Origin of the sequence: Saccharopolyspora gloriosae (assembly GCF_022828475.1) — a bacterium.
Lineage (GTDB): Bacteria > Actinomycetota > Actinomycetes > Mycobacteriales > Pseudonocardiaceae > Saccharopolyspora_C > Saccharopolyspora_C gloriosae_A.
Genome location: NZ_CP059557.1, coordinates 1,073,796 through 1,086,291 on the forward strand (window position 1 = coordinate 1,073,796; position 12,496 = coordinate 1,086,291).

Genomic DNA, 12,496 nt, shown 5'->3' on the forward strand with positions numbered 1-12,496 from the left:
CGGACGTTAGGTGCGACACGTGGCGGAAGAATGCGCCGGTTGCGCCGCACGGTCGATTTTCCGCGTAGTGCCAGGGCGAATGCCGTTTTCGGAAGCTCGGCCGGAGGTCGGCCTTGACAGGCCGGTGTGATATCAACGGAGGGACCGACGGAGCAGGTTCGGCGACCTCACGGCAATCCGCCGCGCCTTCCCGGAACGCTCGGAGCCGCCGCCGTGGCGAACGCGCCGGGCCAGGCCCGTGACGAGCGGTCGAGACCAGGTCTTCATGGACATGCGGTGATTGGGGCAGGCGTGCGCAGCGGCGTGCTGTTGAAGATGTTCGGACTGTGCGTACTGGCCGGAGTGCTGGTGGCGACCCTGATGATGCCGATGGCGACCGGCGCCGGGGCGGTGGTGAACCAGGCGACCGACGCGATGTCGAGCATGTCGAGCTCACTGGCGAAACGGGACATGCCGCAGGTGTCGGTGGTGACCGACAAGGACGGCGAGCCGATCGCGCACTTCTTCAAGGACTATCGAGTCGAAACGAAGCCGGAGCAGATCTCCGGCTACATGAAGGCCGCGATCACCGCGGTGGAGGACAAGCGCTTCTGGAACCACGACGGTGTCGACTGGCAGGGCACGATGCGTGCGCTCGCGAAGAACGTCAGCACCGGCGGCACGGCCCAGGGCGCATCGACGATCACGCAGCAGTACGTGAAGAACTACCTGGTGCATGTCGTCGCCCAGAACGAGGTCGACGCGGAGAAGGCCAAGGAGACGACGGTCGCGCGAAAGCTGCGCGAAGCGAAGATCGCCGTTGAGCTGGAGCGCACCATGAGCAAGGAGGAGATCCTCACCGGCTACCTGAACGTGGTGCCGGTCGGGAACCAGACCTTCGGCGTGGGCGCCGGTGCGCAGACCTACTTCGGCACCACCCCGGACAAGCTGACGGTCGCCCAGTCGGCCCTGCTCGCGGCGGTCGTCAACCAGCCCGGCTCGCTGAACCCTCGGTCCAACCCGGATGAGGCGCTGGAGCGCCGCAACCTGGTGATCGACCTGATGACGGATCCGCACAACAGCCTCCGGATCAGCGAGGAAGACGCTCAGCTGGCGAAGAACGAGCCGCTCGGTTTGACGCCGCAGCTGGGGCGTCCGCCGAACGGCTGCGTCGGCATCGGCGACGGCACCACCGACGGCTTCTTCTGCGAGTACGTGCGCAGCTACCTGGAACGTTCCGGAATCGACGACGACAAGCTGGAAACCGGCGGCTACACCGTCCGCACCACGCTGGATCGCAAGTCCAGCGATGCGGCGAAGGAAGCGGCGAAGAAGCAGGTGCCGACGCAGACCGACGGCATCGCCAACGCCATGTCCGTCGTGGAGCCGGGAACGGACAAGCACAAGGTCCGTGCGCTGGTCGCCAACCGCGACTTCGGCAACGACCCCAACGCGGGGCAGACGGCCTACGACATCGTCAGCCGAGTCCAGCCCTTCGGCGCCGGTTCGATCTACAAGGTCTTCACCGCAGCCGCCGCCCTCGAACAAGGCATGACGATCAACGACAACGTGCCGGTTCCCGCGAACTACACCTCGAGCGTCTACAAGAACGGGACCAACCCGTACACGGTCGGCAACGCCGAGGGCGTCCAGCCGGGTGATCGCACCTTGCAGATGGCGCTCGCGACCTCGCCCAACACCGGCTTCGTCGCACTGCAGGAGAAGGTCGGGCTCAACGCCGCCGTCGACATGGCCTCGAAACTCGGCCTGCGGCAAGGCATGAACGGCGTGAACAGCAGCGGCTCCACCCTCAAGGACGACGGCTCCAACGGTCCGTCCCAAGCCGAAGCGGTCAAGAAGAACAAGCGCGGCGCGTTCACCCTCGGCTACACGCCCACCAGCGTGCTGGAACTGTCCAATGTGGCCGCGACCATTATGAGCGGCGGCACCTACTGCCCGCCGACGCCGCTGGAAGAAATCCGCGATCGAAACGGCAACGAGGTCCCGATCAAGGAAGCTCCGTGCGAGCAGGCCATCTCGCCGGAGATCGCCGGACAGCTCGCACAGGGCATGAGCAAGGACGACACCGAAGGCACCTCCAAGGTCGCCGCGAGCGCGGCGCAATGGACCCGGCCGATGATCGGCAAAACGGGGACCACGCAGGAGAGCAAGTCGGCAGGCTTCCTCGCGGCGACCCCGCAGATGGCCGGTGCGGTGCTGACCTACGCCGACGGTTCGCGCCCCCGCGGGATCTGCGACGGTGGCGGTGACGCGCCGCCGTACCTGTGCGGCGACGGCAACATCTTCGGTGGCAAGGTACCTGCACGGACCTGGTTCGATGCCATGACCAAGATCCACGAAGGGCTTCCGGCGGCGCCACTGCCGGGTAGCCCGCCGCCCGCCCCGTAACCGCGCCTGAACAAAGGAGGGGCCGTCCGCCACCCGCGGACGGCCCCTCCTTCTCGTATCGCGCTCAGCGGCGACTGAGCCTGCGAACTCCGCGCGTCAATCCCGGATCCTCTCGCACCAGTGCCACCGGGAGCTTGCCGAACAGGACCAGCACCAGAATCGCCAACGCCAGCACGATCCAGCCCGACCAGCCGAGCAAACCCGACGTGACGTTGTCCACCGGATGCCCCGCGGCGCTGAACAGAATGCCGAACCCGGCGGCGGCGTTGACGAAACCGTGCGCGATCGCAGCAGGCCAGACACTGTCCGTCGCCAGCCTCAACCAACCGAGAAGTGCGCTCAGCAAACTGCAGAAGCAGACCATCATGAGGAACGCGACGACGATCGGGGCATTCGGGTAGTTGTATCCGAGGATGAGCAGCGGAGCGTGCCACAGTCCCCACAGGATGCCCGTCACCAGGAACGCGGCAGGCTGCCCCAACGGCAGCAACGCGGAGGTCAGATAGCCGCGCCAACCGATTTCCTCCCCGAAAGCGGGGATGACGTTGAGCCAACCGAGCACCATCACCTGCAGCACCTGCACCAGCGCCAACGACGAAGCCGGCGGCGCACCCGCAGCGGACTCCGCGAAGCCGAACTGTTCGGAAAGTCCGGAAAAACCGGTCCAGTCGGCGTGGTAAACCCCGAACAGCGCGCCGAGCGCCAGCGCGGCCAGCATCAGCACCGGCGGGCCGAACCACGCGATCAGCGCCCGCCCCCACCATCGTCGGACGCCACCGGCGTTGGTGATGCCCAAGCCGCGCAACGGTGCGTCCTGCGGGCTGACCCACTTCGTGACCACGAACGCGGACAACGTGGGCACGAACATCATCACCACCAACAGCAGCGGTGCCCACTCCCACGTCAACCCGGCACCAGTCAGCCACAACGGCACGGTCAACACCCACGTCACCAGGTAGGTCAGCCCAACAAAGCCCACCACACCTCGAACATCAACTCGATCACCCACACCCCCATCTTGCCAACGGCCCCAACACCCCCGCCTGCTCCCGCGAGGAAGGGAACCTTCCTGCCACCGGTGACAGGAAGGTTCCCTTCCTCGCAGGAATGCCGTGACAGCATGGGCGCATGACGACCTTGCTGCCTTCCACTGATCGAGCGCTGCTCAGACGGCTGGCTGTTGAGCAGAGCCAGAATCGAGTTCCCTCGCTGATAGCGGGACTCGTCCGCGACGGTGAAACGATCTGGACCGGAAGCAGAGGCATCGTGTCGGGCACTGCCCCGACCTCGGACACGCAATACCGGATCGGATCGATCACCAAATCCTTCATCGGAGTCCTGGTGATGCGCCTACGAGACGAAGGCCGTCTCAACCTCGAGGACAAGCTGGAGCAGTACGTCCCGGGCACCGCCGTCGGAGACCGCAGCATCACCCGCCTGCTGTCGCACACCAGCGGAATGAGCGCGGAGCCCGCGGGTCAGTGGTGGGAACGCACCAAGGGCGGCCCGGTAGAGGAGTTGATCGCCGGAATTGACGAACACGCCGTCCGCCCGCACCCCAGACATGGATTTCACTACTCCAATACCGGGTTCGGTGTTCTGGGAGAGTTGGTCGCCCGGCTGCGGGGCCGCCCCTGGTACGAGTCGGTGCGAGAAGAAATCCTCGTTCCATTGGGGATGAACAGGACCACGTTCGGCCCGGAGAACCCGCACGCGCAGGGCTGGGCAGTCCATCCGTGGGCCGACGTGCTGCTGCCGGAGCCGGCGGAGGATGGCGGCGCAATGGCACCCGCGGGACAGCTGTGGTCCACCTTGGACGACATGCTCCGGTGGGCACGGTTCATCTCCGGAGAAACGGCCGAGGTGCTGCATCCAGAGACGGTGGCGGAGATGCGTGCTGCCGGAGCGGTGGACGACGGGGATGTCTGGCGTGCGGGGTACGGACTCGGGTTTCAGCTCATCAGGAATCAGGGACGGCGGCTCGCCGGGCACACCGGTTCGATGCCCGGATTCCTGGCGACCGTGATGGCAGACGCCGGGGACCGGACCGGTGTCGTCTTCATGGCCAACACGACCGCTGGTGTCTCGTCGGCGCTCATCACCGACTTGCTCGGTTTGCTGGATGAACACGAGCCGCGCATGCCGGAGCCGTGGGTTCCCAGCGCCCATGTGGATGCTGATCTGCTTGAGCTCACCGGTCAGTGGTATTGGGGTCCGTCTCCCTACGTTCTGCGGATTCTTCCCGATGGCCTGCTGGACTTGGTGCCATGGCAGGGGCGCGGCCGAGCCTCTCGTTTCCGGCGGAATGAGGACGGAACGTGGACCGGCTTGGACGGCTATTACTCAGGGGAGCGGCTCCAGGTGGGCCGTTCATCCGACGGATCCGTGACCCATCTGAACCTGAACACCTTCATTTTCACCCGCACCCCCTACGACCCGAACGCGCCGATCCCAGGCGGCGCCGACCACTGGCGCCCCACACCCTGATTGCTGTGGTGGTGCGAGGAAGGGAACCTTTCTGCCACCAGTGGCAGAAAGGTTCCCTTCCTCGCACCCAATCCAGAGGTTGTTAGGTTAGGCTTCCCTCTGTGGCGAGCTTGGGTGGGATGATCGGACAGCCGTCGATCGGAGCCGTACCTGTGGATGGGAAGTCCGTCGTTGAGGTGACTTCGCCGGCCCGACTGCTGGCAGAGATACCCGCCGATCAGTCGGTCACCGCCAAGGTCGCGACGTGGCGCCGATCAATCGAGGACGTCCTCGCCGGCCGAGACGATCGTCTCCTCGCTGTGGTTGGGCCGTGTTCGGTGCACGACGTGTCCGCGACCAAGCTGTACGCGCAGTACCTGCGGGAACTCGCTGACGAACTCGCGGATGAGCTCGTTGTCGTCATGCGTGCCTACTTCGAGAAGCCTCGCACCACCGTGGGCTGGACGGGTTTGCTCGCGGACCCCGCTCTGGACGACACCGCGGACATCGAAGCGGGGCTCCGCCTTTCTCGGGAGTTGTTGCTCGACCTGGCCGAACTCGACCTCCCCGTCGCCACCGAGTGGGTCAGCACCCTCGCCGCCGACTATCTCGGAGATCTCATCAGCTACGGCGCCATAGGCGCGCGAACCGTGGAAAGTCAGGTCCACCGCCAGCTCGCCAGCGCGCTGCCGATGCCGATCGGCATGAAGAACGGCACCAGTGGTTCGCTCCAAGCCGCAGTGGATGCGGTGATCACCGCGCGGCACCCGCATCGTTTCCTCGCAGCCGGCGACAGCGGGTCCGTGACGTGGGTGCGCAGCTCAGGAAACGCCGCCGCGCACATGATCCTGCGAGGTGGGAAGAGCGGCCCGAACTACGGAATCGCGTCGGTGCGGCGCGCGGCCGCCATGCTGCGAACAGCGTGCTTACCGCCTGCCGTGGTCATCGACGTGAGTCACGGCAACAGCGGCAAAGACCACGCCAAGCAACCGAAGGTGGCTGCAGCAGTCGGCGCCCAGGTCGCGAGCGGGGTCGATGTCATCCGCGGTGTGATGTTGGAAAGCTTCCTAGTCGGTGGACGTCAGGACATCAGTACGACGGACCCCGTGTTCGGGCAGAGCATCACCGATGCCTGCCTGGGCTGGGACGACACGGGCACAACATTGCGGGACTTGGCCGCATCGGTGAGAGCGTCCCGGCGTACCTGTGACTCAGCGAACTGGCTACAGCTCGCGTGAAGGGCAGCATCGTGGCTTCGAGACGCTCATGCTGGTGGCGTGCCCGAAGATCTGCGCATCACTTCCAAGCTGACCGTCTCGGCAGCTGAGCTGACCGAACGGTTCTCGCGCTCGTCCGGGCCGGGTGGGCAGCACGTCAACACATCAGATTCCCGCGTCGAGCTCGCCTTTGACCTGGCGAACTCGAAGCTGCCCGAACCGATGCGGAACCGTGCGCTCAGCCGTTTAGAGTCTCGCCTGGTCAGCGGCGTCCTCACTGTTGTCGCTTCGGAACACCGCAGCCAGCTGTTCAATCGGGCCGCAGCACGGGAACGGTTGGCCGAGTTGTTGGCCGAAGCGATCGCGCCTGAACCGCCACCTCGGAGGCGAACTAAGCCGACCGCTGGTTCGCGGCGCCGTCGACTTGACGGTAAGAAACGTCGTGGCCAGGTGAAACAGTGGCGACGCCGGGGTGATCCGGAAGACAGCTGAGGCGACCACAGCGAACATCCGGTTAGCCTCGGCCACAGGACGAGCAGAGAGGATCGCGCTCATGCGGACGGCTTGGGTGATGCCTGGCGGATCAACGTTCGGGGCCATCCAGGCCGGACTCGCCACTGCACTGTTCGAAGCGGACGTCAAACCGGATCTGTTGGTCGGTACCTCGGCAGGTTCGTTGAACGCGGCGTGGCTCGCCCGGGAACCGTCTAAGCGAGGCGCGAGCAAGCTGCGGGAACTGTGGCGCTCGATGCGTCGCTCCGACATCTTCCCCCTCCAGCCGACGCGCTTCCTCGCAGGGAAACTCGGGATCACGAACCATCTGATGGCCAGTAGTGGGCTCGCCCGCTGGGTTCACCGGACCCTCCCGTATCGGACATTCGAGCAAGCTGAGGTCCCCCTCACGGTGACCGCCACCGATGTCGATACGGGTGACGCCGTGTACTTCGATCGGGGGCCGTTGCTTCCGCCGCTGGTCGCTTCGTGCTCCATCCCCGGGCTGTTCCCGCCCCTCAAGGTGAACGAGCGGTGGCTTGTGGACGGGGGAGCTGCGGCTTTCATGCCGATCAGCAGGGCGGTAGAGCTCGGGGCGGAGCGGGTCTTCGTGCTGCCGTGCGGAGGCGATCGGCCGTTCACATGGCAACCGCGTAAGCGTGGTGTCGGCGCCGTCGCGACACTGCCGGTGCCGCGGACTCCGCCTCGCTCGGTCAGTGGCGTCAACGGTGCGGCGCTCGGTGCTTCGATGCTCGCGGCCGCGCGGCTCGATTTGCAGTTGAACTCGACCCGCTGTGATCTCTACGTGCTTCCGGCTCCCTCAACGGCGGGCTTGTCCCCGTACTCGTTCTCGCACTCCGCTGCGCTGATCGACGCGGCTTGGAACCTCACAAGAGCCTGGTTCCCCCACGCCCGACCAATTCCCGCCGGCCCAGTCGACAGCAGCGGCAACCCAGAACAAAGCCAGCCCTCCCTCACCTGCGGCTGATCCGGCGGAGCAAGGGAACCTTGCTGTCGCCGATGGTAGGAAGGTTCCCTTGCTCGGATGCCGAGCGCCGTGGTGTGGGGTCGAAACATGAGCATGCAAAAGGCCCGAAGCTCCGCAGATATCGCTGGCGAGCTTCGGGAGGCGTTCGGTGTGCGGTTGAGTTGGCGCGCGTTAATCCCTACTTTTCGATTTGGGTGGTTCGAGCTTCTACTTCAGGTCGTGGCCTCAGGGCGGCTGCTTGGTACGCTCGGCGAATGTTCTCGATTACTTCTTCGGGGTTGTTCTTTAGGTCGCTGGGGAGGATCTGGACTACTGCTACGCCGTTGGTCGCATATCGAGTATTGCGTTTCGTGGTAGCAGCGTAATCGGCCTTGGAAAAGTGGAAGGCGAATGAATCGAACTCGACGGCGAGTGCTACGTCGTCGAACCAGGCATCCGGCAGGCCGAGGTAATGCCCGCTCGAGTTGAACAGAGGGACGTTCCATGAAGGGGCAGGCAGGTCAGAACGCTTGATCAGCTCAAAGGCGCGAAGCTCGGCGGGTGACCGGAGGTCTGCGGTCATGGCGCGCAAGATGTCCCTAGGGAGTCCAGTGCCGCGCCTGGTGCCCCGATCCATTTCCTGCTTGAGTGCGCCGGCTGAACAACCGGGCGCCCGCTGTATCGCTTCGATTAGCAAGGCCTCCGTTGATTCTCGAGGTTGCCATGTGCGTGCCGCATCCATCACTGCTCGTACCGCGGGCGCCAATGGAATATCGTTCTCGATGACCGGCGCAGGCAGTCGTGTAGTGCGTTCGAACTTGATTCGATCGCTGCCTTGGATCTTTTTGCCGTGCGGGATCAGGACGTGAACCGGAGCGTCCTCGTCGGGCGTCGACAGTCCGTGCATGCGTGCTCCGTGCATCCCGGTGATCATGGCCGAGGGGCCTGCTCGTAGCAGTGCTGCCGTGATCAAGTCATGTGTGGTCGGCGGCCCTGGGGCGACCAGGACGATGCCTGGGAGGAGTCGAGTCCACGGTCCATCTGCTCGTGCCCGGCGGTAGCTGGTCGACTGTGAGACGCCGAGTTTCTCCAGCTCGCCGACGTGGAAGACGCGTCGAGGGGCGGCCTGAACGATGCTTTGGCTGATTACGGTTGATGACATGTGATCACTATCGGTCACCGCAAGTCCATGGCAGTGGCCGACATTCGCCGGTGTGTCGGCGAGGCCTCGACGTCCGCGAAGGTGGGAGGAAGGGAACCTTTCTCTTGTATGTGGCAGGAAGGTTCCCTTCCTCTCAGGGATGCGGGAGGTCGGTGCAGTGGGTGTGTGGGGGTGGGAGAGTTCCCTCTAGGAGGTAGTGGGCCGCGGCCGTGTCGAGGCAGGGGCTGTGTTGGCTTGCGAAGGCGCCGTGGGAGCGGCTGTCGTCGAGGGTGATCATCCGGGATTGGGGGAGCCGGGCTTGCATTCGCCGTGCGCCGTCGAGCGGTGTGGTGGGGTCGTGCTCGGCTTGGGTGAGCAGTACGGGAGGCATGTGGGGGTGCCCGAGCCGGGTGGTTTCACGTGGTTCGGGCCAGAAGGCGCAGGTGCCGGCTTCTAAGCCGGTGAGCACGGGTTGCGGGTCGGCGGCGCGCAGTGCGCGGACCGCGCCCAGGGCGTCGGGGATGGCGGGGCGTGGGCTGTCGGCGCATTTGACGGCGCGCAGCGCGGCTTCGGAGTTGTGATCGTCGGGTTCGGTGGAACGCAGTGCGCTGTCGTTGCCGGTGTGCACGTACTGGCTGAGGGCGCGGGCGAACGGTTCCCACCGTTCGGTGCGCGACAGCGTGCGGTAGACGACCCGGTCGAACTCGTCCGGCCCGAATTCGTCGACGGGAAGCGTGCTGCGTGCGTGGAGGTAATGCTCGCGGACGGTGCGGCGGTCGGCGCCGAGTCCGATTTCGGTATGTGCGGCGATCCAGTCGAACAGGGCGTCGCGCTGTTCGAGCATGGCGAAGCCTTGGCGGACGTCGAAGTGGTGCCAGTCGTCGGGGCTGACGACGCTGTCGAGCACCATGCGTCCGGTGTGCCGAGGGAATTCGGCGGCGTAGGCCGCGCCGAGATAGGTGCCGTAGGACACGCCCAGGTAGTTCAGCCGCGGCTCACCGAGCGCTCGCCTGATCCGGTCCATGTCGCGTGCGGTGTTCGTCGTGTTGATGTGCGGCAGCGCCGGTCCGATGTTGCGGGCGCAGTCGTCGGCGAGTCGGCGTAGGTCGCCGAGGTAGGCGTGTTCCTGTTCGGCTCCGGTGGGGACGGGGTCGGGCCGCGGGTGTTCGAACAGTCCGCCGGCGGGGCCGCAGTCGACCGGTGCGCTGTGGCCGACGCCGCGCGGGTCGAACCCGATGATGTCGTAGCTCTGCCTTACTTCGACGGGCATTTTGGCGCGTTTGCTCTCGGCGTAGTCGAGGCCGGTGCCACCGGGGCCGCCCGGGTTGACCAGGAGTGCTCCGCGTCGTTGCTGCGGCGGGCCGGAAGCGCGGATGCGGGAGACGGCGATGGTGATCGAGGGGCCGTCCGCTTCCGCGTAATCCAGCGGAACCCGGACATGTCCACATTGGACTTCGTGGTTGTCGGTCACGTCGGCCGGGCATGGCCCGAAAAGGATCCCGTCGCTCGGCGATTCGGCCGCGGCGGGCACGGGCACGAGCGCGGCGAGCAGGGGTGCGATGAGCAGGGCGGTGCGATTGTGACGCGAGTTGAACACGCTGGGTGACTCCAGTGTTACCTGAATGGGGTTTGCCAACTGTATTGAACATGATTATCGTTACCGTCCGCTAGTGGGCAACCGTGCGGAGGAGTCGGAGTGGGTCACCTGCTGATGGTGGAAAGCTGGGTCGGGGCGATGAGCACGTTGTTGCCCCGCGGCATCCGGGACGGGGGCCACCGCTTCAGCTTCCTCACCCGGGACGTGCATCACTATCTGCGCGCATGGAACCGGCCGGGCGCGCATCCCTTGCTCAGCGCGGAGAACGTGCTCAGCGCAGAGACCAACGACGTGCCGTCACTGATCGAGCATGTTGCGAAACTCCAGCCTGCGCTGGGTTTCGACGGTGTGCTGACTTCATGCGACTATTACCTCGGCGCGACCGCGCACCTCGCGCAGAGCCTCGGTCTCCCCGGATCGCCACCGGAAGCGGTGGCGCGCGCCTGCAACAAGGACCAGACCCGGCTCGTCTTACGAGATGCCGGCGTTCCCGGACCCGCGTTCGCGCTCGCCGACAGTGCCTCCGGGCTTCGTGAAGCGGCCTTGGCTCTGGGCTTTCCGCTGGTGATCAAGCCGGTCGACCTGTGCGCGGGCATGTTCGTGCGCAAGGTGTCGAACGAGGCCGAACTGAACGAAGCGGTGCGCGAGCTGGAGGGGTTCCCGGTGAACGCCCGCGGGCAACGGCGCAGCGCCACGGTGCTGCTCGAGGAGCTGTTGACCGGCCCGGAAGTGAGCGTGGAAGCCGTTACGGCGCACGGCCGAACGACCGTCGTCGGAGTGACGGACAAGAGCGTCGGGGGCGAGCCCTGGTTCGTCGAAACCGGTCACATGTTCCCCGCCACGCTCGACGACGAAACCGAGCGGGCCGCCACCGCGGTCGCGGTCGCCGCCGTCGAGGCGCTCGGCTTGGACAACACGGTCACGCACACCGAGCTCAAACTGACCCCGGCCGGACCGCGCATCGTCGAGGTCAACCCGCGTCCGGCGGGTAACCAGATCACCGAGCTCATCCGCCGGGTTACGGGGATCGACCTGCCCGCGGTGCACGCGCAGCTCGCCGTGGGCGAACCGCCGCGGTTGACGGCGAACTCCACAGGTGCGGGCAGCGCGGCGATCTCTTTCCTGCTTCCGCCGCGGACCGGGCCGATCCGTCGGATCGACGGTGTCGAGGACGTCCACGAAGCCGACGGCGTCGTCGACAGCACCTTCAAACCCGCCGGGCACGTGGCGGGCGCGGCCAGCAGCAACAACAACTACCTCGGACACGTGATGACGACCGACCCGCAACTCGGCGCGGCGCGCGCGCGAGCCGAGGCGGCGGTGGACTCCCTGCAGGTGATCTACGCCGAGGATCTGGTCAAGGCATGAAGGACTCCTTCCTGTCATTGGACGCGTTCACTGCCGCCGTCGGAGCAGGGCTGGCGGGCGACGAAGTGGACGAAGCGGAAGTGAGCGTCGGCTTCCTCACCCAGCAGGGCGTCCGGCATTCCGGGCGGGGCCGGTCGTACCGCAACCATGTGCTGAGCCTGCGAGTGGAGGACGCCGTCGGGTCGTGCGCTGTGGAGCCGGGAGTGCTCAGCGACGAACTGGTCATCGATTGCGTCGGTGCTTCGGTCGGGCGATTGCTACGGCATCCGGAGCCCGCGGTGCGCATCGCGGCAGCCGACGCGTACCTGATGTCGCGGCATCCGCACCACGAGCACGCCGAAGAAGTCCGGCTTCGGCGTGGAACCTCGCTGCAGAAATCATTGCAGCGAGCGGACATCGTGGTCGGCATGGTCCCGGACCACGTTCGCCGAGTGCTGGTGATCGGAGTGGTGAACTCACTGCTGCACCAGCTCCGCCGGCGCGGCATCGACTACGTCGCCTGCGATTTCAAAGGCGGCGTGACCGAGTGGGACGAGCCGATCGCGCGCGACGCGATGGCCGAAGTCGACGGCTGTGATGCCGTGCTGGCGTCCGGAATGGTCGCGGGCAACGACACATTCGAGCCGTTGCTGGCGCACGTGCGCGCTGCAGGGAAGCCACTGGTCATGTTCGCGCAGACCGCGAGTGCCGTGCTGCCGTGGTTCCTCGGCTCCGGTGTCACCGCGATCTCCGCCGAGCCCTACCCGTTCTTCTGGCTCGACGGCGGGGCCGGCTCGCTCTACCGCTACCTCGGTCCGCGCAATTCAGAGCCAGGGAAGGACATTCGTTGATCGACCTCAGCACGAGCCCGGCCCGAGCGG

Annotated in this window: 10 protein-coding genes; 7 read left to right on the forward strand and 3 right to left on the reverse strand. The window is 66.0% G+C overall.

Features of this window, described 5'->3' with window-relative positions; translation table 11 throughout:
- Window positions 1-315 precede the first annotated feature (315 nt).
- The gene (locus tag H2Q94_RS04600; RefSeq protein ID WP_243795526.1) at window positions 316-2,388 is read left to right on the forward strand and encodes a transglycosylase domain-containing protein; all 2,073 of its coding nucleotides are present in this window, start codon (window positions 316-318) and stop codon (window positions 2,386-2,388) included.
- A 64-nt stretch (window positions 2,389-2,452) separates the two neighbouring features.
- Here the strand turns inward: H2Q94_RS04600 and H2Q94_RS04605 are convergent, their stop codons facing one another.
- Window positions 2,453-3,367 carry a CPBP family intramembrane glutamic endopeptidase gene (locus tag H2Q94_RS04605; protein WP_243792361.1) on the reverse strand — a complete coding sequence of 305 codons (915 nt, stop codon included), beginning with the start codon at window positions 3,365-3,367 and terminating at the stop codon, window positions 2,453-2,455.
- A 149-nt stretch (window positions 3,368-3,516) separates the two neighbouring features.
- Between H2Q94_RS04605 and H2Q94_RS04610 the strand changes: the two genes are divergently transcribed.
- The 4 genes from H2Q94_RS04610 (at window position 3,517) to H2Q94_RS04625 (ending at window position 7,551) form a co-directional block, all read left to right on the forward strand.
- Complete coding sequence (locus H2Q94_RS04610) at window positions 3,517-4,875, forward strand: serine hydrolase domain-containing protein (protein ID WP_243792363.1); 1,359 nt, start codon at window positions 3,517-3,519, stop codon at window positions 4,873-4,875.
- A gap of 119 nt (window positions 4,876-4,994) precedes the next feature.
- Complete coding sequence (locus H2Q94_RS04615; RefSeq protein WP_243795527.1) at window positions 4,995-6,092, forward strand: 3-deoxy-7-phosphoheptulonate synthase; 1,098 nt, start codon at window positions 4,995-4,997, stop codon at window positions 6,090-6,092.
- Window positions 6,093-6,131: 39 nt separating this feature from the next.
- Entirely contained in the window at window positions 6,132-6,563 is a 432-nt protein-coding gene (arfB, locus tag H2Q94_RS04620; RefSeq protein WP_243792365.1) for an alternative ribosome rescue aminoacyl-tRNA hydrolase ArfB, read from the forward strand.
- A 61-nt stretch (window positions 6,564-6,624) separates the two neighbouring features.
- A complete protein-coding gene (locus H2Q94_RS04625; protein WP_243792368.1) occupies window positions 6,625-7,551 on the forward strand; it encodes a patatin-like phospholipase family protein in 927 nt (308 codons plus the stop codon).
- A 178-nt stretch (window positions 7,552-7,729) separates the two neighbouring features.
- On the opposite strand, the gene H2Q94_RS04630 is transcribed toward H2Q94_RS04625, so the two are convergent.
- A complete protein-coding gene (locus tag H2Q94_RS04630; RefSeq protein ID WP_243792370.1) occupies window positions 7,730-8,437 on the reverse strand; it encodes a hypothetical protein in 708 nt (235 codons plus the stop codon).
- A gap of 388 nt (window positions 8,438-8,825) precedes the next feature.
- A complete protein-coding gene (locus tag H2Q94_RS04635) occupies window positions 8,826-10,268 on the reverse strand; it encodes an alpha/beta fold hydrolase (RefSeq protein ID WP_243792372.1) in 1,443 nt (480 codons plus the stop codon).
- A gap of 99 nt (window positions 10,269-10,367) precedes the next feature.
- Between H2Q94_RS04635 and H2Q94_RS04640 the strand changes: the two genes are divergently transcribed.
- Complete coding sequence (locus H2Q94_RS04640) at window positions 10,368-11,636, forward strand: ATP-grasp domain-containing protein (RefSeq protein ID WP_243792374.1); 1,269 nt, start codon at window positions 10,368-10,370, stop codon at window positions 11,634-11,636.
- Window positions 11,633-12,466, forward strand: a complete 834-nt coding sequence (locus H2Q94_RS04645; RefSeq protein ID WP_243792376.1) for a Rossmann-like domain-containing protein — start codon at window positions 11,633-11,635, stop codon at window positions 12,464-12,466. The genes H2Q94_RS04640 and H2Q94_RS04645 overlap by 4 nt, the downstream gene beginning before the upstream one ends.
- The last annotated feature ends 30 nt before the right edge of the window (window positions 12,467-12,496 follow it).

Coding starts and splice junctions, on each gene's coding strand:
- H2Q94_RS04600 (WP_243795526.1), top strand. CDS start 316: ATGTTCGGACTGTGCGTACTGGCCGGAGTGCTGGTGGCGACCCTGATG.
- H2Q94_RS04610 (WP_243792363.1), top strand. CDS start 3,517: ATGACGACCTTGCTGCCTTCCACTGATCGAGCGCTGCTCAGACGGCTG.
- H2Q94_RS04615 (WP_243795527.1), top strand. CDS start 4,995: ATGATCGGACAGCCGTCGATCGGAGCCGTACCTGTGGATGGGAAGTCC.
- H2Q94_RS04625 (WP_243792368.1), top strand. CDS start 6,625: ATGCGGACGGCTTGGGTGATGCCTGGCGGATCAACGTTCGGGGCCATC.
- H2Q94_RS04630 (WP_243792370.1), bottom strand. CDS start 8,437: ATGCACGGACTGTCGACGCCCGACGAGGACGCTCCGGTTCACGTCCTG.
- H2Q94_RS04645 (WP_243792376.1), top strand. CDS start 11,633: ATGAAGGACTCCTTCCTGTCATTGGACGCGTTCACTGCCGCCGTCGGA.